Origin of the sequence: Brevundimonas sp. (genome assembly GCF_050729455.1) — a bacterium.
GTDB lineage: Bacteria > Pseudomonadota > Alphaproteobacteria > Caulobacterales > Caulobacteraceae > Brevundimonas.
On sequence record NZ_JBOHLI010000011.1, the window covers coordinates 1 to 19,698 of the forward strand.

The 19,698-nt window shown below is 67.6% G+C and carries 18 protein-coding genes; 11 read left to right on the forward strand and 7 right to left on the reverse strand.

Annotated elements, in window-relative coordinates; translation table 11 throughout:
• Positions 1-574: gamma-glutamyltransferase (locus ACREEF_RS04465; RefSeq protein ID WP_431564408.1), on the forward strand; the 574-nt coding region annotated here is incomplete at its 5' end.
• Between the two features lie 10 nt (positions 575-584).
• Here ACREEF_RS04465 and ACREEF_RS04470 read toward each other — a convergent pair.
• Both ACREEF_RS04470 and ACREEF_RS04475 read right to left on the reverse strand, forming a co-directional pair.
• Entirely contained in the window at positions 585-1,448 is an 864-nt protein-coding gene (locus tag ACREEF_RS04470; protein WP_431564409.1) for a lipid A-modifier LpxR family protein, read from the reverse strand.
• A gap of 161 nt (positions 1,449-1,609) precedes the next feature.
• The gene (locus tag ACREEF_RS04475; RefSeq protein WP_431564410.1) at positions 1,610-3,493 is read right to left on the reverse strand and encodes a ribonucleoside-diphosphate reductase subunit alpha; all 1,884 of its coding nucleotides are present in this window, start codon (positions 3,491-3,493) and stop codon (positions 1,610-1,612) included.
• Positions 3,494-3,780: 287 nt separating this feature from the next.
• Between ACREEF_RS04475 and ACREEF_RS04480 the strand changes: the two genes are divergently transcribed.
• The 3 genes from ACREEF_RS04480 (at position 3,781) to ACREEF_RS04490 (ending at position 8,137) form a co-directional block, all read left to right on the forward strand.
• Positions 3,781-4,530 (forward strand): phosphatase PAP2 family protein, encoded by a 750-nt coding sequence (locus tag ACREEF_RS04480; protein WP_431564411.1) that lies wholly within the window; start codon positions 3,781-3,783, stop codon positions 4,528-4,530.
• Between the two features lie 66 nt (positions 4,531-4,596).
• On the forward strand, positions 4,597-5,928 hold the full coding sequence (locus tag ACREEF_RS04485; protein WP_431564412.1) for an acetyl-CoA hydrolase/transferase family protein: 1,332 nt from the start codon (positions 4,597-4,599) through the stop codon (positions 5,926-5,928).
• A 100-nt stretch (positions 5,929-6,028) separates the two neighbouring features.
• Positions 6,029-8,137, forward strand: coding sequence for a response regulator (locus ACREEF_RS04490; RefSeq protein ID WP_431564413.1), 2,109 nt, complete (start codon positions 6,029-6,031; stop codon positions 8,135-8,137).
• Here ACREEF_RS04490 and ACREEF_RS04495 read toward each other — a convergent pair.
• Positions 8,134-8,778 (reverse strand): glutathione S-transferase family protein, encoded by a 645-nt coding sequence (locus ACREEF_RS04495; RefSeq protein ID WP_431564414.1) that lies wholly within the window; start codon positions 8,776-8,778, stop codon positions 8,134-8,136. The two genes, ACREEF_RS04490 and ACREEF_RS04495, sit on opposite strands and share 4 nt — an antisense overlap.
• A gap of 154 nt (positions 8,779-8,932) precedes the next feature.
• Here ACREEF_RS04495 and ACREEF_RS04500 point away from each other — a divergent pair, with 154 nt between their 5' ends.
• Positions 8,933-9,976: a ribonucleotide-diphosphate reductase subunit beta gene (locus ACREEF_RS04500; RefSeq protein ID WP_431564415.1), complete on the forward strand. Its 1,044-nt coding sequence runs from the start codon at positions 8,933-8,935 to the stop codon at positions 9,974-9,976.
• Positions 9,977-9,980: 4 nt separating this feature from the next.
• Entirely contained in the window at positions 9,981-11,012 is a 1,032-nt protein-coding gene (locus ACREEF_RS04505) for an oxidoreductase (RefSeq protein ID WP_431564416.1), read from the forward strand.
• Here ACREEF_RS04505 and ACREEF_RS04510 read toward each other — a convergent pair.
• The 4 genes from ACREEF_RS04510 to ACREEF_RS04525 all read right to left on the reverse strand — a co-directional run bounded on the left by ACREEF_RS04510 (position 11,009) and on the right by ACREEF_RS04525 (position 15,365).
• Positions 11,009-11,452: a cell wall hydrolase gene (locus ACREEF_RS04510; RefSeq protein WP_431564417.1), complete on the reverse strand. Its 444-nt coding sequence runs from the start codon at positions 11,450-11,452 to the stop codon at positions 11,009-11,011. The two genes, ACREEF_RS04505 and ACREEF_RS04510, sit on opposite strands and share 4 nt — an antisense overlap.
• 110 nt (positions 11,453-11,562) lie before the next feature.
• Positions 11,563-13,038 carry a GSCFA domain-containing protein gene (locus ACREEF_RS04515; RefSeq protein ID WP_431564418.1) on the reverse strand — a complete coding sequence of 492 codons (1,476 nt, stop codon included), beginning with the start codon at positions 13,036-13,038 and terminating at the stop codon, positions 11,563-11,565.
• Positions 13,039-13,143: 105 nt separating this feature from the next.
• The gene (locus ACREEF_RS04520) at positions 13,144-14,640 is read right to left on the reverse strand and encodes a sensor histidine kinase (RefSeq protein ID WP_431564419.1); all 1,497 of its coding nucleotides are present in this window, start codon (positions 14,638-14,640) and stop codon (positions 13,144-13,146) included.
• A complete protein-coding gene (locus ACREEF_RS04525) occupies positions 14,637-15,365 on the reverse strand; it encodes a TVP38/TMEM64 family protein (protein WP_431564420.1) in 729 nt (242 codons plus the stop codon). The genes ACREEF_RS04520 and ACREEF_RS04525 overlap by 4 nt, the downstream gene beginning before the upstream one ends.
• 168 nt (positions 15,366-15,533) lie before the next feature.
• Here ACREEF_RS04525 and rpmH point away from each other — a divergent pair, with 168 nt between their 5' ends.
• From rpmH to ACREEF_RS04550, 5 genes are read left to right on the forward strand one after another with little or no spacing between them, the layout of a single operon-like run.
• Positions 15,534-15,668, forward strand: a complete 135-nt coding sequence (gene rpmH, locus ACREEF_RS04530; RefSeq protein WP_003164000.1) for a 50S ribosomal protein L34 — start codon at positions 15,534-15,536, stop codon at positions 15,666-15,668.
• Positions 15,669-15,701: 33 nt separating this feature from the next.
• Positions 15,702-16,127 (forward strand): ribonuclease P protein component, encoded by a 426-nt coding sequence (rnpA, locus tag ACREEF_RS04535; RefSeq protein WP_431564421.1) that lies wholly within the window; start codon positions 15,702-15,704, stop codon positions 16,125-16,127.
• A gap of 5 nt (positions 16,128-16,132) precedes the next feature.
• On the forward strand, positions 16,133-17,923 hold the full coding sequence (yidC, locus tag ACREEF_RS04540; protein ID WP_431564422.1) for a membrane protein insertase YidC: 1,791 nt from the start codon (positions 16,133-16,135) through the stop codon (positions 17,921-17,923).
• Between the two features lie 4 nt (positions 17,924-17,927).
• The gene (yihA, locus tag ACREEF_RS04545) at positions 17,928-18,599 is read left to right on the forward strand and encodes a ribosome biogenesis GTP-binding protein YihA/YsxC (RefSeq protein WP_431564423.1); all 672 of its coding nucleotides are present in this window, start codon (positions 17,928-17,930) and stop codon (positions 18,597-18,599) included.
• Positions 18,600-18,648: 49 nt separating this feature from the next.
• On the forward strand, positions 18,649-19,644 hold the full coding sequence (locus tag ACREEF_RS04550; RefSeq protein ID WP_431564424.1) for an LLM class flavin-dependent oxidoreductase: 996 nt from the start codon (positions 18,649-18,651) through the stop codon (positions 19,642-19,644).
• Positions 19,645-19,698 lie beyond the last annotated feature (54 nt).

Sequence of the window (19,698 nt, forward strand, 5' to 3'; positions counted from 1 at the left end):
CGCCACGCGCGAGCCGGCGGGCACCTCGCACTTCGTCGTCGTTGACGCCCAGGGCGACGCGGTCAGCATGACCACCACGGTCGAGAGCCTGTTCGGCTCGGGCCGGATGGCGGGCGGCTTCTTCCTCAACAACCAGCTGACCGATTTCTCGATGGCGCCGACGGCCCCCGACGGCACGCCCGCAGCCAACGCCGTGGCGGCGGGCAAGCGGCCGCGCTCCTCCATGTCGCCAGTCATCGTGCTGGACCGCGAAGGCCGGCTGCTGGGGGCCATGGGCTCGCCCGGCGGCTCGTCCATCCTGGCCTATAACGCCAAGGCCCTGATCGCGGCCCTGGGCTGGGGCCTGCCGGTGCAGGAGGCCTTCGACCTGCCCAATCTGGTGGCCAAGGGCGACGGCTTCGGCGCCGACACCGAGGGCTTCAGCGAAGAGATTCAGGCGGGGATGGCGGCGCGCGGGATCGTGTTGCGGCCCAATACGTCGGAGAACTCGGGCCTGCACGGCGCCCTGTGGCGCAACGGGCGTTGGGACGGCGGGGCGGACAGCCGCCGCGAGGGCGTGGCGCGCACCCAGTAGGGCGCTCGTCCTACTCGCGACGCGGCCGGATCGTCAGTTGGAAGGCCACAAGGCCTTCCGACACGTCGGTGTTGATGCCGTTGTAGGCCTTGATGCCGTTGGCCTCGATCTCGCGATAGATGATGCCGAACGAGGTCTGCAACGCGCCCCTGCGGTAGGCGATGCCGATGGAGGCGTCGCCCAGATAGGTCCCGGCGTCGTGGCTCATGCCCGAGCCGGTGAAGTCGCCGTCGCGGGTGCGGGCGAAGTTGTAGCCGACCGCCCGCTTGGAGCCGGCGACGTACAGATACCAGCGCGGCCGATCGCCGAAGGCTTCGTCGCCGTTGGGCGCCAGGCGGTCCAGGCCCTCGCCGATCTTCAGCGTGGCGCCCGCCTCGGCGGTTGTGCCGTCGCTGCCGATGCCGACCCCGGCGTGGGGCGTCAGCGAGACTTCAAGCCCCGAGGCCGTCCGCCCCCGCGCCGCGACCCAGCCGCGCGTATAGGTGACGTCATAGGCTTCAGTGTCATAGGTGCGGGCGTCCAGGGCGCGCGGCGGGACCGGCGCGCCGTCGGCGCGACGCGGTTCGCCCCGTGCGGTGACGCGCAGCCGGTCGGTGAAGCCGTTTCCGGCGAACCAGGCCTCGCTCCGGGCGGTGGTGAAGGCGGCCCGGCCGGCGGGCGATCCCGACAGGGCGAGGGGGGCGCCGAAGGGCGAGTCCGCGGCAGTGAAGGCGGGATCGCTGTCGAGCAGGGCGGCGGCGTCCTCGAACTGAACGGCGTCGGCGCCTCTGGCGGCTATGGTGGGGGAGGCGATGGCGGCGCTCGCCTGCGCGCTCGCCGCCGCGGGCAGGGCCACGACAACCAGCAGGCCGATAAGGCAAGCCTCTACGCGCACAACGGCCCTCCCGATCCGTTAACGATTCCTACTGTGCACGAACGGCGAGGAACCGCAACGGACTCCTTAAAGCCACAATCCAGTCACGTTCAAACGAAACCGCCCGGAGGACGGTTCCCCCGGGCGGCCCGATCAGCGGATCGTGATGTGAAGGTCGGGCCTTACTGGCAGGCCAGGCACTCGTCGTAGTCGGTAGGGGCGGCGGAGAAGAGGTCCGGCTGGTTCGGATCGACCTCGGCCTCGGCCTTGTCCTCGGCGCCGGCGAAGGCGGCGCGCTGCACCGACTTGGAGCGCAGGTAATACAGCGACTTCACGCCGCGCTCCCAGGCGGACCAGTGCAGCATATGCAGGTCCCACTTGTTCACGTCGCCGGGGATGAAGAGGTTCAGCGACTGGGCCTGGCAGATTTCCGGGGCGCGGTCGGCGGCCAGTTCGACCACCCAACGCTGGTCCAGTTCGAAGGCGGTCTTGAAGATCCCCTTCTCGTCCTCCGACAGGGCGTCCAGGTGTTGCACGGACCCTTCGTGTTCCAGGATCGAGCTCCACACGGCCTCGGTGTCGATGCCCTTTTCGCCCAGCAGCTTCTGCAGGTAGGGGTTCTTGACCGCGAACGAGCCCGACAGGGTCTTGTGCGTATAGATGTTGGCCGGGATCGGCTCGATGCCCGCCGAGGCGCCGCCGCAGATGATCGAGATCGAGGCGGTCGGGGCGATGGCCAGCTTGTGCGAGAAGCGCTCCATGACGCCCCGCTCGGCGGCGTCCAGGCAGGCGCCCTTTTCCTCGGCCAGCGCGCGGCTGGCCTTGTCGGCCTCGCGACGCAGATGCTTGAACAGGCGCATGTTCCACGACTTGGCCATGGCGCTTTCAAACGCCACGCCCTGGCCCTGCAGGAAGGAGTGGAAGCCCATCAGGCCCAGGCCCACCGACCGCTCGCGCTTGGCCGAATAGACGGCCGCCGCCATGGCGGGCGGGGCGCGGTGGATGAAGTCCTCCAGGACGTTGTCCAGGAAGCGCATGATGTCTTCGATGAATTTCGGTTCTTCGCGCCATTCCAGGAAGGTCTCGGCGTTGACCGACGACAGGCAGCAGACGGCGGTGCGCTCTGCGCCCAGGTGGTCCTTGCCGGTGTGCAGCATGATTTCGGCGCACAGGTTCGACTGCTTGACCTTCAGGCCCAGGTCGCGCTGGTGCGGCGCCATCTGGCGGTTCACCGTGTCCGAGAAGATCAGATAGGGCTCGCCCGTCTGCATGCGGATATCGAGCAGTTTGGTCCACAGCGAGCGGGCGTCGACGGTCTTCATGACCTCGCCGTCCTTGGGCGACTTCAGGTTGAAGGTGGAGCCGGTCTTCACCGCCTCCATGAACTCGTCCGTGATGTTGATGCCGTGGTGCAGGTTCAGGGACTTGCGGTTGAAGTCGCCCGAGGGTTTGCGGATCTCGAGGAACTCCTCGATCTCCGGGTGGTGGATGTCCAGATAGACGGCGGCCGAGCCGCGGCGCAGCGAGCCCTGCGAGATCGCCAGCGTCATCGAGTCCATGACGCGGATGAAGGGGATGATGCCGCTGGTCTGGCCGGCGCCCTTGACCTTCTCGCCGATGGAGCGGACGCCGCCCCAGTAGGTGCCGATGCCGCCGCCGTTCGAGGCCAGGGCGACGTTTTCGTTCCACACGTTCTGGATGCCGTCGAGGCTGTCGCCCACCGCGTTCAGGAAGCAGCTGATCGGCAGGCCGCGATCGGCGCCGCCGTTCGACAGGACGGGCGTGGCGGGCATGAACCACAGCTTGGACATATAGTCGTAGATGCGCTGGGCGTGTTCGGCGTCGTCGGCATAGGCCGTCGAGACGCGGGCGAACATGTCCTGATAGCTTTCGCCCGGCAGGAGGTAGCGGTCCTCCAGGGTCTTCTTGCCGAAATCGGTCAGCAGGGCGTCGCGCGAACGGTCCAGATGCAGGCCGGTGACGACCTTCAGCTGGGGTCGATCATCGCCGGTCGCCGGAGAAACCGCCGTGAATTCCGTCGTCTGCAGAGCTTTGCCGCCAGCCATATTGATCACTGCCCCGATCAAATCCGAAAGAAGACCGTGCCGGTTTGAAACACTAGATATGGTGTCTCGGTTCCTGCGCTCGGCTACATATATGGGTGCACATCCCTAACCGCTCGTAAAGCTCTTGACGCGCGCTTTTCCTACGAATCGGTGGGCGGCTCGGGCCACCCTGTGGAAATGACTCGGAAATTGGGGACGATCACTTTTTGAGCCGGATCGGCGCCCCTTTCACGACCGCGTGAGCGACGCTTGCGGAACGGCTCGCCCAGCTTGACCGTTAGCGGCTCATGGCTCCGCATCCGACCGCCTTCCTGACCCGCGCCCTGCGCGTGGCCCGCACCGAAATCGCCGCTGTCGTCGCCCTGCTGGTCGTGGCCCTGGGAACCCTGACCTTCATCGAGGTGGCCGACGATATGCGCGAGACCGACGGCCAGGCCTTCGACCAGGCGGTGCTGCATGCGGTCCGGCCCTTCGCCGACGATCCGTCGCGTCCCTGGGGGCCGTGGTGGCTGCACGAGGCGGCGGCGGACATCACCTCGCTAGGCGGGATTTCGGTGTTGACCCTGTTCGCCCTGATCGCGCTGGGCTTCCTGCTGATTCAGGGCAAGCGGCTGTCGGCCCTGCTGCTGGTCATCGGCCTGGCGGGCGGGGTGGCCCTGAGCGAAGGCCTGAAGGCCCTGTTCGAGCGCGAGCGCCCCCCGGCGGCGTTTCAGGCGGTCGAGACGCTGAACGCCAGCTTCCCTTCCGGCCACGCCCTGCTGTCGACGGTCTTCTACCTGACGCTGGGGGTCATGCTGACGCGGGCTTTTCCGAAGAGGCGGCTGAAGGCCTATGTCCTGGGCTGCGCCGTGGTGATCGCTCTGTTGATCGGGCTGACGCGCATCTATCTGGGGGCGCACTGGGCGTCGGACGTCTTCGCCGGTTGGAGCGTCGGCGCGGCCTGGGCCATGGTCCTGTGGCTGGTCGCCTATGCGGTGGAGCGCCGTCAGAGGTTGCGCCACGCCGCCTTGCAGGATGCGTCTTCGACCAATGTCTAGCGGTCGCCCGCGGCCGGCCGTTGGATAAGAACCGGAGAGAGCCGAACGGCCGTTCGAGGACACGCCATGACCGATCCAGCCACGCCCTTTGGCGCCAAGTACGCCGAGCGCCTGATGTCGCCCGCCGCCGCCGCCGCCCTGATTCCGTCGAGGGCCAGGGTCGCCATGGCCCTGGGCGTCGCCCAGCCGCCGGCCCTGCTGAAGGCCCTGGCCGACCGGGCCGAGGCGGGGGAGGTAGACGACATCAACATCTACTACCTGCTGTCCACGGCCATCGCCGGCGAGACGGTGCTGCGCTACGAGCTGACCGATCGACTGCGTCCCCACAGCCTGTTCCACGGCGCCATCGAGCGGAAGCTGGAGGCGCGCGGGATCGAGGAGGGACGGCAGGCCGTCTGGTTCGTGCCGACCGGCTTCCAGCAGACGCCCCATGTCCTGACGCGCGAGATCGGGGTCGACACCCTGCTGGCCACGGTCTCGCCGATGGACGCCGACGGCTGCTTCAGCTTCGGCACCAACACCGACTACGCCCTGGCGGCGTCGCGGACGGCCAAGCGGGTGATCCTGGAGGTCAATCCGCATATGCCGCGCGTCTTCGGCGACTGCACGGTTCATGTGTCCCAGGTCACGGCCCTGGTCGAGCACGCCGCGCCCCTGCTGGAGGCGGGCAAGGCGCCGCAGCAGCCGCAGGATGTGGTCATCGGCGGCATCATCGCCGATCTGATCGAGAACGGCTCGACCCTGCAGATGGGCATCGGCGCCCTGCCGGACGCGGTCTGCGCCGCCCTGCACGACCATGTCGATCTGGGCATTCACACCGAGCTGCTGACGCCGGGCCTGGTCGAACTGATGCGCGCCGGGGTCGTGACCAATGCGAAGAAGACCCTGCATCCGGGCAAGACGGTCTTCACCTTCGCCATGGGCGACCGCGCGACCTATGACTTCCTGAACGAGAACCCGGCGCTGGAGGCGCGTCCGGTCGATTATGTGAACGACCCCGCCGTCATCGCCCGCAACGACCGGATGGTCTCGGTCAACGCCACCTTGCAGATAGACCTCTTCGGCGCCTGCTGCTCGGAATATCTGAACGGGCGGCAATATACGGCGTCGGGCGGGCAGTTGGATTTCGTGCGTGGCGCATCGGCCTCCGAGGGCGGCCAGTCGATCATCGCCTGCCATTCCACGGCGGCCAAGGGGACGGTCTCGCGCATCGTCGCCCGGCTGGACGGGCCGGTGACCACGCCGCGCAACGACACCCAGATCGTGGTGACGGAGCACGGTTGGGTCAATCTGCGCGGCCTGACCGTGGACCAGCGCGCCCGCGCCCTGATCGGCCTGGCCGCCCCGCAGTTCCGCGAGGGGCTGGAGCGCGACGCCCGAGCCATGGGGCTGATCTGATCGGCTGGCGGTCGCTACGTAGAACCGCGTTTGTCCGGCGGCAGGCTTTTTTTACGTTTGCGACGCAGGGTCTCGATCAGGGCTGACGAGGGGATCGGGCATGGCCGGACGCTGGCGGTTGTTTCGCCATGAGGCGGGAAGGGAGGCGGGACCGCCGCCCCTGGCCTATGTCCTTCTGTTCGCCGTCTGCCTGCTGCTCGGCCAATGGAGCGCCTCGACCTTTCACGCCGTTATCGTCTGGCCCGCCAACGGCGTGATGCTGGCCGCCTTGCTGCAATTGCGACGCCGCAAGGCGATTGCGGTCCTGATCGCCTGTTTCGCCCTTAATCTGGTCAGCAATGTCGCGCGCGGCGACGTCATGCCGCTGCTGTGGATCAATGCGGTGCTGAACATGGGCCAGGTGCTGGTCGCCGGCCTGTTGGCCCGCCGCATCGGCGGCGCGGCCCTGGACATGAGGCGGCCGCGGCGGTTGATCGCCTTCGCCCTGCTGGCTGTCGCGCCGACGGTGGCGCTCAGCACGACCCTGTCCATAGGGGCGGGAGCCTGGCTGCGTGACTATTCGCCTGCCTACGCGGCCTTCGTCTGGCGGCATATGTTCGGCATGGAACTGCTGGGGCTGCTGATCGTCACGCCGACCCTGCTGCTGCTGGCGCGGGCGCATCGCTTCCGCGGAGAGGGCACGACGCGCCCCCTGGAAGCCGTCGGGCTTTTGCTGTTGCTGGCCGCGACGACGACCTGGGTCTTCAGCCGGCCGGAGGCCATCGCCTTCGTCGTCCTGCCGCCCCTGCTTCTGGTCGCCTTCCGACTGTCGCCGCCGTGGACCGCCGCAGGCTTGATTCTGACGACGACGATCAGCGGGCTGGCGACCCTGACCGGCCATGGCCCGGTGATGCTGACGCCTGTTCCCGATGTCCCCGACCTGGCGGCCGTGCCGCTGCGGATGCGGCAGATGGGGGCCTATTACGTCTTCCTGCTGGTTGTCGTGATCACCGCCCTGCCGGTCAGCACATTAATGAGCGAGCGCCGTCAGTTGATCGTCCGCCTGCGGGCGCGCACCGCGGCCGCGATCGAGGCGCGCAGCCGGGCCGAACAGTCCGACGCGGCCAAGGCGCGCTTCCTCGCCCTGATGAGCCATGAAATGCGCACGCCCCTGAACGGGATCGCCGGCTATGCGGACCTGCTGTCGCGCCGCGTGGACCTGCCGGCGGAGGCCCAGGCCCAGGTCGAGGCCGTCTGTCGCTCGGGCGAGGCCATGCTGATGCTGGTCGAGGACGTGCTGGAGTTCTCGCGCGGGGGCGACGAACTCGCCGCCGAGCCGCTGACCCTTGCGGCCCTGTTGCAGGAAGCGGCGGCGCCCGCGCTCATGAACGCCGAGGCCAAGGGGCTGCCGGTGACCCTGGTCGTCGGACTCGGCGCCGAGGGCGAGTTCAGCGGAGACCGACGCCGACTGCGCCAGGCCCTGCACCATCTGATTTCCAACGCCGTGAAATTCACCGAACGGGGCGGCGTGCGGGTCACGACCGAATATGACGGCGCCGTGCTGAGCGTCGCCATCACCGACACCGGCTGCGGCGTCGCGTCGGACTTCATGCCCCGCCTGTTCGAGGCCTTCTCCCAGAGCGACGATTCCCTGCAGCGATCCCACATGGGGGCGGGCGTCGGCCTGTCGCTGGCCCAGGCCCAGGCGCGGCGTCTGGGCGGACGCATCGAGGTGAGCAGCGTCGAGGGCGAGGGCTCGACCTTCACGCTGATCGCGCCCCTGCCGGTTCTGGCGGCCGCGCCCGACGTCGTCGCGACCGAGGCGGATCGGGCCATGCGCGTGCTGATCGTCGACGACCATCCGGTGAACCGCGAGATGATGCGGCTGATGCTGGCCGCCGCCGACTGCGAGACGGTCGAGGCGACCGACGGGCTGGAGGCGGTCCAGCGCGCGGGCGAAGAGGTGTTCGACCTGATCCTGATGGATGTGCGGATGCCGCACCTCGACGGCCTGGCCGCCACCCGCCAGATCCGCGCCCTGGCTTCGCCGGCGGCGGTCGCGCCGATCCTGGCCGTCACCGCCGACGCCATGCCCGAGGACGCCGACCGCTGTCGTTGCGCCGGCATGGACGGCCATCTGGCCAAGCCGATCACCCATGCCCGCCTCTACGCCGCCATCGACCAGGCCATGCAGGCGGCGGCGACCCGTATGGAGCGAGCGGCCGCCTAGGCGTCGTCCTCGAACGGGAAGCGCTCGGCCCAGAAGGCTTGCAACGCGGGCAGGGCGTCCACCCGGCGCACGACCTCGGCCATTCCCGGCGCCTCGGCATAGAAGCGCGCCCGGCGCGGCGTCCAGCGGCTGGCGACGGCGACATAGAGGTCGAGCACGCTCAGCTCGTCGCCGAGCAGGAAGCGGCCCGGCGTGATCTGGCTGTCCATGATCCGCCAGCAGTCGGCGATGCGTTCGGCGGTGCGCTGCTTCACCTGTTCCTGCGCTGCCGCGTCGTCCCCGACCAGCCGCGACGGCACATCCCGCACCCAGAACATCGAATAGATGGCGGCGGGGATGAAGCTCATCCAGCGCAGGAACTGCGCCCGACGCGGATCGCCGATCGCCGGCCCCAGACGGGCCTCGGGCCAGGAGTCGGCTAGCCAGATCAGGATGGCGGCGCTTTCGGTGATCGTCTCGCCGCCGGGCGTGATCAGAGCCGGGATCTGACGCATGGGGTTGACGACGGCCACCTTGTCGCGCTCGGCCTCGCCCTCCCAGGTCACGGCCTCGACGACGCGATAGTCCAGTCCGATCAGGGTCATGGCCGCCTCGACCGGGACCGATCCCGAGCCAGCGGCGCCGTAAAGCGTGAAACTCATCCCCAGGCTTCTCCCCATCTGATTACGCCGACCACACCATATCTAGCGTCGGAAGAAAACGTGATCGCAAGATAGGCTTGTTTCGACTTGGCGCCGGACGCCTCCGGCCGCATGGTGAAACTCACATCTCCCGGATTCGCTTCAGGTCATTTTGATGAACGCCCACTCCTCGATCATCCGTCCCGGAACGGCCGGACTGCTGACGCCCTCGGCGGCCTACAAGCCCTTCCGCTATCCGTGGGCCTTCGACATGTGGAAGAAGCAGCAGCAGGTCCACTGGATGCCCGAAGAGGTGCCGCTGGGCGAGGACGTCAAGGACTGGGCGGCCAACCTGACCGACAGCGAGCGCAATCTGCTGACGCAGATCTTCCGCTTTTTCACCCAGGCCGACATCGAGGTTCAGGACAACTACATGGAGCGCTACGGCCGGGTGTTCAAACCGACCGAAGTGAAGATGATGCTGGCCTCCTTCGCCAATATGGAGACCATCCATATCGCGGCTTACGCCCTGCTGCTCGAAACCATCGGCATGCCCGAGAGCGAGTTCGGCGCCTTCATGGAATACGAGGCCATGCGCGACAAGCATGACTTCATGGGCCAGTTCGGGGTCGAGACCGACGCCGACATCTGCCGCACCCTGGCCATGTTCGGGGGCTTCTCGGAAGGGCTGCAACTGTTTGCCAGCTTCGCCATGCTGATGAACTTCCCGCGCCAGTCGAAGATGAAGGGCATGGGCCAGATCGTCAGCTGGTCGGTGCGCGACGAGAGCCTGCACTGCGACGGCATCATCAAGCTGTACCACGCCTTCAACAAGGAGACGGGCGCGGTCACCCAGGCCGTGGCCGACGACATCGTCGACTGCTGCAAGACCGTGGTGGCGATGGAGGACAAGTTCATCGACCTGGCCTTCGAAATGGGCCCGGTGAACGGCATGACGCCCGACGACATCAAGCAATACATCCGCTTCATCGCCGATTGGCGCCTGCGCCAGCTGAAGCTGCCTGAAGTCTACGGCGTGACGGAAAACCCTCTGCCCTGGCTGCAATCGCTGCTGTCGGGCGTCGAGCACGCCAACTTCTTCGAGGCTCGCGCCACCGAATACTCCAAGGCCGCCACCCAGGGCGCCTGGCACGGCGCCGACGGCGTCTGGGACAGCTTCGACGCCATGATGAAGCGCCGCGAGACCGCCGAGGGCTGAGCCTGTGAAGCGTCCGGTCCGCACGGCGCTGGTCGGTTTCGGCTACGCCGGGCGGACCTTTCATGCCCCTCTGATCGCCGCCTGTCCCGACCTGCGTCTGGAGGCGGTGGTCAGCCGTCAGGTTGAGGCGGTCGCTGAAGCTTGTCCGCAGGTGCGCGTGCTGGCTTCGTTCGATGAGGCCGTCGCCGACCCCGCCATCGACCTGATCGTTCTGGCCACGCCCAACGACCTGCACGCCAGCCAGGCTGAGGCGGCGCTGAAGGCCGGCAAGGCGGTGGTGGTCGACAAGCCCTTCACCCTGACTGCCGCCGAGGCGCGACGACTGGCGGCTCTGGCCGAGGCCAAGGGCTTGCTGCTGTCCGTCTTCCACAACCGCCGCTGGGACGCCGACTTCCTGAGGCTGAAGGCCTTGATCGCCGAGGATCGGCTGGGTCCGGTGGTGCGCTTCGAGAGCAGCTTCAACCGCTGGCGACCCGAGGTGCGCGACCGCTGGCGCGAGGGCGACGGGCCGGGCGCGGGCATCTGGTACGATCTGGGGCCGCACCTGATTGATCAGGCGCTATGCCTGTTTGGCCGTCCGCAGGGCGTCAGCTGTGATCTGGCCATCCTGCGGCCGGGCGGTCGGGCGACCGACTACGCCCACGCCGTGCTGCGCTATACCGACAAACGGGTCATCCTGCACGCCGACATGGTCACGCCTGCGCCCGACGCCCGATTCGCCGTCCACGGCGCGCGCGCCGGCTGGCTGAAGGACGGGCTGGACGTGCAGGAAGACCAGATGAAGTCGGGCCTGACGCCCGGCGCGGCCGGCTGGGGCGTCGATCCGCGCCCCGGCGTCGTCATCGACGGCGCGACTGGGACGCGAGAGGCCGTGCCGGGCCCGCCCGGCGACTATCCTGTCTATTACTCAGCTATCGCCTGCGCGATCCGTGACGGCGCGCCCAATCCCGTCCCGGCGCAGGAAGCCGTGGCGGTGATGGAGGTGCTGGAGGCCGGCCTGCTCAGCGCCGAACGCCGGGCCGAGGTCGCGCTCTAGTACGGCACCTGACGCCCGGCGTTGCAGCGGGCGCGGTCGCCACGTTCGCAGGCGGCGACGGTGGCGCGCCAGTCGGCCATCTGCCGCTCATAGAGAGCTTGCGCCTCAGCGGCGGCCCGGAGATCGGATTCACGCCGCTGGCGGTGGTCCGCCTCGGCGGCTTCCAGTTCGGCCTGATACTGCGCCTGAGCCTTGGCGTAGGCGGCGGCGTTGGCGCGGTCCTGATTTTCAGCCAGATCGTTCTGGGCGACGATCTCGGCGTTCAGGGCCTGGGTGCGGCGCAGTTCGTCAGGATCCTGGGCCGAATCCGGAGCGCGGTGGTAGCGTTCGCCCTGGCTACGCAGGAGGTCGCCGACGGGGTCGGCAGGCGCCGTTTGTGCCTGGGTCGACGCAAACGGCGCCATAGTGATGATGGCCGCGAGGGCTGCGGGCGCGAGCATCCGGAACGCGTTTCGGCTCGTCATTCTGATCTCCGTCGCATCCCGGTTCCTGACAGGATCGGGGGCAAGAACAATGACTGTCGTCGTGAAAGGCTGCGCCACAGTCGGAATCAGGCCGCCTTGTCCGCCAGCCTCTCGAGCAGTTTGCGGGCATGGGGATGCTCGGGATCGAGCTGCAAGGCTCGTTCAGCCAGGGTTTTCGGGCGCTCGTTCTCGCCCAGCCGCAAGAGTTCTTCGCCGAGACGCCAGGCGTGGTCCGGCGTGTCGGGCTCCAGGGCCAAGGCGTTCTCGAAATAGCGGACGGCCGATTTCGACTGCTTCATGCGCGCAAAGCCCAGACCGGTCTTGTAATTGAGCCGCGCACTGGTCGGATTCTCGGCCAGAGCCAGCTTCAGGGCGATGACGCCTTCGGCGGGCAGACCCGCGCGCAGATAGGCGACGCCCATCTGGGTCAGGTGTTCCGCGCGCTGGGCGTCTGTCAGGTCCCTGTCGTATTTCTCGATCAGGGCCTTGATGATGCTGGCCGTCGCTTCGTACTGGCCGCGCTTGAACGCCTTGGCGGCAGCGACTTCATGGGCTTTCAGCGTCGTCAGACGCGGGGCGTCTGCCTTCGGCTGGACGAGGCCGGGGCAATAGGCCGCAATCACCGTCTCCATAATCTGGGCCACGACGGCGTGGCGCACATGGATATTGTCCACCTCGAAGGCCAGTTTGCGCTCCGTCAGGGTGACGACCTCATAGCTGGGGAAGTAGTCCACGTCGTTGTGAGCGCTGGAAAACTCGCGACAGGCGGCGCGCTGGACGCTCTTGCTGTAGCAGTTGGCCGTCAGGGCGTCCTCGCCGCTGAAGGTCGCCTTGAACGGCACAGGCGAGGTGGTGATGAGGATCTTGGCGTCCGGCCGGCCATGACGCCGCACCAGTTCGCGAATCCGCTCCAGGCTTTCGAGGACTTCGCTGTAGGACAGGACATCCAGGGCGAAGCGACCGGGATAGCGTTTCAGGGCGGCGGGCGGCGGAGCGCCGTTCAGATAGAGGCCAGTTTCCAGATCAAACCAGGATTCGGCCAGGCCCAGGGTGATGATGACCAGACCGCAGCGCGCCATTTCACGCGTGGCGTTCATCACTTCCTTGCGGCGCTCGACGACGCGCTCGAACGAAGCCGGGATGATGTTGGGGGCCAACTGGGGATCGTGCCAGAGGCCGTCCTCGGTCTCGAGGAACAGCGAGGTTTCCGGCACGGGGCAGGGCTCGAAGGCCCAGCGCAGCTCGTTCTCGATCGAGTGGACCGAATATTTGTTCAGAATGTCGTTGGCCGTCTCGCTGACGCGCTCCTCGCGGGGCAGGGCGACCTTGGTCATCGGCAGTTCGAAGCCGAGCGATACGAGGTGTCGTTCGATGTTGCGGGCGAAGCAGGATCCGATCGTCAGGACCGGCGTGTCGCGTGAGAATTCGAAGGACGGCTTCGTCGTAACGGTGGCCACGCCTTCCAGCCGAGCGCCGTTCTTGCGGCCGTCGGGCCAGATCGAGGCGCGATTGTGCCGGAATCTCTTGAAGGCTTCATCGGCAGGAATGCGTTCGATCGGCATGAAATTATCCGTGGCTTACTATCCGAAGCTGCGCGCCGCCTCGGTTCAACTTGTCCCATCCGGTGGCGCAGAGGGGGGCGGGTGTCAACGGTCGGGCGCCCTGAGTCAGGCCGGCAGGCGCAGTTCGAAGGTGGTGCCGTGCGGCCCTGTGTCCAGCAGACGTAGTTCGCCGCCGTGGTTGGCGGCCAACTCGCGCGAAATGGTCAGACCCAGACCCGTGCCTTCCGAGGCGCGGCCGCTGACAAAGGGTTCGAACAGCCGCCCGGCCAGACGTTCGGGAATGCCCGGGCCGTCGTCGGTAATGCGCAGGATCGCGACGCCGTCGCGGGTCTCGGCGCGGACGGTGATCCGGCCCTTCTTGTCGCGGGCGGGATCGCTCTCGATGGCCTGACGGGCGTTGCGCATCAGATTGACCAGGATGCGATGCAGCTGGTCGCTGTCGGCGTTGACGGTGAGGCGGGCGGGCAGGGCGCGGACCAGGCGCACCCCGTCCTCCTCCAGCCCGGCGTCCTCGGCGGCGACGGCGACGACGCGGGCCAGCAGCATCTTCTGCCGCTGCGGCGCGGCCTCTTCGGACTTGCCGTACTCCAGCACGTTGCGAGCCAGGGCGGCGGCGCGGCCCAGGGCGCGCTCCAGCCGGGGCAGGGCCTTGGCCACCAGGGGGTCGGACGAGCTGGACAGCCGCTCGGACGCCATCTGGGCCGAGGTCAGCATATTACGCAGGTCGTGGTTGATCTTGGCCACCGCCTCGCCCAGGGCCACCAGGCGGGCGCGCGAGCGCAGCGACTGGCGCACTTCCTCCTGCATCCGCGCCAGTTCGCGCTCGACCCGGCCGATTTCGTCGTGGCGGTCCGAGGGCGTCTCAGCAGGGCTTTCGGGATTAGCGGCGAAACGCTCGATCGAGCGCGTCACCCGGCGCAGCGGGGCCAGGACCAGGAAGGACAGGCTGGCGTAGAGCAGCCCGCCCGCGACCACGGCGATCAACAGGGACATGGTCAGGCTGTTCAGCAGAAAGGTCTTCAGCTCGGTCTTCAGCGGCTGGGCCGGAGCCAGGATCTCGATGAAGTCGCCCGAGCGATAGCGGGGCTTGGCCTGAACCCGGATCGAACGGTCGGGGTGGCCGAACAGGGTTTTCCAGGGGTCCAGCAGGCGGGCGCCGATATTGCGCCGGCGCAGGTCGATCAGATCGGGCGCGCGCGGCAGGTTGGGGGCCTGCAGCAGCAGCCGCCGCACCCCCTGTTCGCCGACCACGACGGACTGCACCCCGCCGATGCTCAGAAGTTGTTCGGCGGTCGAATCCTCGACGGCGGAATAGGGCAAGGCCTCGACCCCGACCGAGGCCAGTTCGGCGCCTTGCAGCCGGTCCATCAGCCAGCGCTCCTGGAAGGAGGCGGCGCTGGGCACGATGATCAGGGCGGCCACCGCCAGGGTGAAAGCCACGGTCAGCAGCAGCAGGCGGCTGGACAGGCCGTCGGGCGCGCGGGGCGTCAGCCGTTCCCGCCAGACCTCGGGCAGGCGGACGGCCTGCAGGCGCGCGATCAGGCTCGACGCGGCGTGCGGGCGCGGCTCCAGTCTGGTCTCGATCGCGTTCCGTTCCGTCATGCGGCGTCCATGCCGTGTCGAGCCCGCCATTTCTGCACTAATTTGAGCGCCAGGGGCAGCAGCATCGACAGGAAGGCGACGCCGAGCAGCGGCCACATGAATTCGGCGAAAAGGCTCTGGAGGTTCGGGTTCGGGTCGTCCACCAGAATGTCGTTCAGGCCGGCGCCGATCCAGCAGTAGATGATGTGGGCCGGCAAGAGGCCGATGAAGGTGGCGATCATATAGGGGCGGAGGGGCGCAGCCATGACGCCCGCGGCGACATTGATCAGGTGGAAAGGCACCGAGACCACCAGGCGCGCCACCAGCACATACCAGAAGGTATTGCGGTCCACGCCCTCGCAGACCTTCCTCAGCAGGCCGGTGTTCTGGGCCGCGCGACGACGCAGGGATTCACCCAGGGCGGTGCGCCCTACATAATAGACGGCCAAGGCGCCGAAGGTGGCGGCGAAGGCGGTGGCCACCCCGCCGACCCAGGGGCCGAACAGATAGCCGGCCGTCACGGTGATGAAAACTACGCCCGGCACCACGCTGGCCGTCAGCAGGGCGAAGACCAGCATCAGGCCTAGAAGGGTCAGGACGTAATGTTCGTCGGCCAGGGCCTGAAACGCCGCGCCGTGCTCGCGCAGGGTGTCCAGCGACAGGTAGCGGTTCCACCCCATGCCGAAGATCAGTGCGATCGCCGCCAGAAGGACGGCGAGGGGCAGAAATCGTTTGACCCGGTTCATCCCTGCTCCGTAACCGACGCGGCCCAGCTTCCCTAGAGGATTCAGACCCGTTGCAACGTTCTGGATCGCTCGTCGGCGTTGACTCGTCCGCCGCCGCCGCCTATACGCCCGCCTCCTGCAGCGGATGACTGTTGTCCGTTGTGCAACCCTGTAACCCTGGAGCCGAACGTGAAGCGGACCTATCAGCCGTCGCGACTCGTGCGCAAGCGCCGTCACGGCTTCCGTTCGCGGATGGCCACCAAGAACGGTCAAAAGATTGTTGCGCGTCGCCGCGCCAAAGGCCGCAAGCGCCTGACGGCCTGACGTCACGCGCCCATTACCCTTCAGGGCGGGCGCATGACCGATCCGATGAAAATCGATCGCCTGACACGGCGGCCCCAGTTTCTGGCGGCCGCCAAAGGCGTTTCTCAGGCCCGCGGCGCCGTGGTGGTCCAGCAGTTGGACCGTCAGGACGGGCAGACCGCGATCCGCCTGGGATTCACCGCCACCCGCAAGGTCGGCGGAGCCGTGGTGCGCAACCGCTGCAAGCGCCGCTTGCGCGAAGCCGCGCGGCTTCTGGCGCCCCTGCATGGGCGCCCCGGCTGCGACTATGTGTTCATCGCCCGCATGGGCACGGCGGACCGCGACTGGGACCGCTTGCTTGACGATGTGAAATCGGCCCTTACAAGGCTCGCAACCCCGCGCGCGGCTCCCGATCCGGGAGAGGCGAAATCGCCCGCCCGCGCCTCTGACGATTCGCGCCCCACCGGCCAGGACCGCTGACCCCGATGCAGAACGAGAATTCGCGCAACACCATCATCTTCTTCGTGTGCGCGGCCCTGATCATGGGCGTGTACTACTTCATGGTGATGCGCCCGCAGGCCGAGATGCGCCGCCAGGCCCAGGCCGCCGCCGCCGAGGAAAAGCTGGCGACCGGCGACGTCGGGGCCGGCACGGCCTCGCGTCCCGCCGCCTTTGTCACCGACCGCGTCCAGGCCCTGGGCACGGCCGCCCGCGTGCCGATCCAGACGGACACGCTCAAGGGCTCGCTGTCGCTGCAGGGCGCGCGTATCGACGACCTGTATCTGACGGACTACCGCGAGACGCTGGACAAGAATTCGCCCCCGGTCGAGCTGTTCCGCCCGCAGGGCATGGAGCACGCCTATTTCGCCCAGTTCGGCTGGAGCGGCCCGAATGTCCCCGGCGGCGTCCCCGGCCCGAACACGGTCTGGAATCTGACCAAGGGCGCGACCCTGACGCCGACCACCCCCATCGAGCTGACCTGGGACAACGGCCAGGGCCTGCGCTTCACCCGCGTCATCGCCATCGACGCCCAATACGTCTTCACCGTCACCGACACGGTCGCCAACCTGGGCGCCCAGCCCATCACCATCGCCCCCTATGGCCGCGTCGAGCGCCAGGGCGTTCCGGCTGATCTGGGCAAGCAGATGATCCTGCACGAAGGCGCCATCGGCACCTTCGGCGCGAACGGCAAGTTCACCACGGAGCAGGTCAAGTACAAGGACTGGGCCAAGAAGCCGCGCATCGAGAACGAGTCGACCGGCGGCTGGCTGGGCATCACCGACAAGTACTGGCTGGCCGCCCTCATCCCGGACCAGAAGGAAAAGATCGAAGGCCGGTTCGCCGTCCGCGACGCCGAGGGCCTGAACGTCCACGAAGCCGCCATGCTGGGCGCGACCCGCACCATCCAGCCGGGCCGCCAGATAGAGGAGACCCAGCGTCTGTTCGCCGGCGTCAAGCGGAACGAGATTCTGGCCGGCTATGAAAAGAGCCTGGACCTGCCGCGCTTCGTCTACGCCATCGACTGGGGCCACCTCTTCTTCCTGACGCGCCCGATCTTCATGATCGTGGAGTTCTTCCACGGCGTCCTGGGCAACTTCGGCCTGGCCATCCTGGCTCTGACCGTCGTGGTCAAGCTGATCATGTTCCCGCTGGCCAACAAGTCCTACGAGAGCCTGTCCAAGATGCGGACCCTCCAGCCCAAGATGGAGGAGATCAAAAAGAAATTTAAGGACGACCCGCAGAAGCAGCAGCAGGAGACGATGGCCCTGTATCAGCGGGAGAAGATCAATCCGCTGGCGGGCTGCCTGCCCATCCTAGTGCAGATCCCGGTCTTCTACGCCCTGTACAAGGTGCTGTTCGTCACCATCGAGATGCGCCACGCCCCCTTCTACGGCTGGATCAAGGACCTGTCGGCGCGCGACCCGTCGACGATCTGGAACCTGTTCGGCGCCGTTCCGTGGGACCCGGCGACCCTGCCGCTGCTGGGCAGCATCCTGAACGGCCCGCTGCACCTCGGCGTCCTGCCGATCGTCTATGGTCTGACCATGTGGCTGCAGCAGGCGATGAACCCGCCGGCCCAGGACCCGATGCAGCGTCAGATCTTCGCCTTCCTGCCCTTCGTCTTCACCTTCATCATGGCCCCGTTCGCGGCCGGTCTGCTGATCTACTGGGCCTGGAACAACATCCTCTCGATCGCGCAGCAGTACATCATCATGCACCGCTTCAAGGCCGAGAACCCGATCGACAGCTTCTTCGCCCGCTTCAAGAAGGCCTGATCCGTTGGAGCATCCGTCGGACGAACCCAAGGTCGGAGAATACTCGGACGCCGAGATCGAGGCCGCGCGCGTGCTGTTCTCGCGCCAGGCCACCTTCGTCCTGGGCTGCGCCAAGATCGAGCAACTGCCCGATCCCGACCTGCCCGAGATCTCGTTCGCGGGTCGGTCGAACGTCGGCAAGTCCAGCCTGATCAACGCCCTGGTCGGGATGCACAAGCTGGCCCGCGCCTCGAACGAGCCGGGCCGCACACGCGAGGTCAACTTCTTCGACCTGGACGGCCGGATGCGTCTGGTCGACCTGCCGGGCTACGGCTGGGCCAAGGCGTCCAAGACCACGGTCAAGAAGTTCCAGGACCTGGGCCGCGACTATCTGCGCGGCCGGGTGACGCTGAAGCGGGTCTATCTGCTGATCGACGCCCGTCACGGCCTCAAGAAGGTCGACGACGAGGCGCTGGACGCCCTGGACCTTGCCGCCGTCAGCTACCAGATCGTCCTGACCAAGGCCGACAAGTTGAAGAAGGGCGAGGCGGAAAAGGTTCAGGCGGCGACGCTGAAGGCCATCGCCAAACGCCCCGCCGCCTACCCGGCCGTGCTGGTCACCTCGTCCGAAAAGGGCACGGGGATGCCGGAACTGCGCGCCGAGATCATGCGCACCACGGGCGTGACGCTGGACTGATCGAGCGTGGCCCTATGGCGCCGCTGACGCGCGGCCCCATATCGGACGGATGATCCCGCTTTCCATTCTCGACCTCGCCCCGGTGCCGGAAGGCTCCGACGTCTCGAGGTCGCTGGCCAACACCCTCGATCTGGCGCGTCATGCCGAGCGCCTCGGCTACAAACGCTTCTGGCTGGCCGAACACCACAATATGCCCGGCATCGCCAGCGCCGCGACCTCGGTCGTCATCGGCGCCGTGGCGGCGGCGACGAAAACCATCCGCGTCGGCGCCGGCGGCGTCATGCTGCCCAATCACGCCCCCCTGGTCATCGCCGAGCAGTTCGGCACGCTGAACGCCCTGCACCCCGGCCGCATCGACCTGGGGCTGGGCCGCGCCCCCGGCTCGGATCAGGCGACGGCGCGGGCCCTGCGCCGCACGCTTCAGGGCGACGTGGACGCCTTCCCGCAGGACGTGATGGAGCTGATGCAGTGGTTCGCCCCCGCGACCCCGGATCAGCGCATCATCGCCAATCCCGGTGAGGGCCAGGACGTGCCGATCTGGATCCTGGGCTCCTCGACCTATGGGGCGCAGCTGGCGGCGCATCTGGGCCTACCCTACGCCTTCGCCAGCCATTTCGCGCCCGGCGAGATGATGCGGGCTCTGGACGTCTATCGCCAGACCTTCCGGCCGTCGGCGCATCTGGACAGGCCCTACGCCATGCTGGGCTACAACGTCTTCGCCGCCGAAACGGACGCGGCGGCGCGCCTGCTGTTCACCTCGGTCCAGCAGGCCTTCGTCAACCTGAGGACGGGCCGTCCCGGCAAGCTTCCCGCGCCGGTCGAGGGCTATTACGAGCGGCTGGACGGCGCCGCGTGCGGCATGATCGACGCCGCCCTGGCCTGTTCGGCGGTGGGGTCGCCCGAGACGGTGCGCGCTCGAATGGAGGCCTTCATCGCTCAAACCGGCGCCGACGAACTGATGGTCACCAGCCAGATTTGGGACCCGACGGCACGGGTGCGTTCGCTGGAGCTGCTGGCGGAAGTCGCGCGTCAGGCGACTTGCTAGGCTTCAGGATTGTGCGTATTCCAGCCGTTCAAGGCTGAGCGTGCGGCGACCGAC

Coding starts and splice junctions, on each gene's coding strand:
- ACREEF_RS04475 (WP_431564410.1), bottom strand. CDS start 3,493: ATGGCTGGCGGCAAAGCTCTGCAGACGACGGAATTCACGGCGGTTTCT.
- ACREEF_RS04480 (WP_431564411.1), top strand. CDS start 3,781: ATGGCTCCGCATCCGACCGCCTTCCTGACCCGCGCCCTGCGCGTGGCC.
- ACREEF_RS04485 (WP_431564412.1), top strand. CDS start 4,597: ATGACCGATCCAGCCACGCCCTTTGGCGCCAAGTACGCCGAGCGCCTG.
- ACREEF_RS04490 (WP_431564413.1), top strand. CDS start 6,029: ATGGCCGGACGCTGGCGGTTGTTTCGCCATGAGGCGGGAAGGGAGGCG.
- ACREEF_RS04495 (WP_431564414.1), bottom strand. CDS start 8,778: ATGAGTTTCACGCTTTACGGCGCCGCTGGCTCGGGATCGGTCCCGGTC.
- ACREEF_RS04500 (WP_431564415.1), top strand. CDS start 8,933: ATGAACGCCCACTCCTCGATCATCCGTCCCGGAACGGCCGGACTGCTG.
- ACREEF_RS04510 (WP_431564417.1), bottom strand. CDS start 11,452: ATGCTCGCGCCCGCAGCCCTCGCGGCCATCATCACTATGGCGCCGTTT.
- ACREEF_RS04515 (WP_431564418.1), bottom strand. CDS start 13,038: ATGCCGATCGAACGCATTCCTGCCGATGAAGCCTTCAAGAGATTCCGG.
- ACREEF_RS04520 (WP_431564419.1), bottom strand. CDS start 14,640: ATGACGGAACGGAACGCGATCGAGACCAGACTGGAGCCGCGCCCGCAC.
- ACREEF_RS04525 (WP_431564420.1), bottom strand. CDS start 15,365: ATGAACCGGGTCAAACGATTTCTGCCCCTCGCCGTCCTTCTGGCGGCG.
- rnpA (WP_431564421.1), top strand. CDS start 15,702: ATGACCGATCCGATGAAAATCGATCGCCTGACACGGCGGCCCCAGTTT.
- yidC (WP_431564422.1), top strand. CDS start 16,133: ATGCAGAACGAGAATTCGCGCAACACCATCATCTTCTTCGTGTGCGCG.
- ACREEF_RS04550 (WP_431564424.1), top strand. CDS start 18,649: ATGATCCCGCTTTCCATTCTCGACCTCGCCCCGGTGCCGGAAGGCTCC.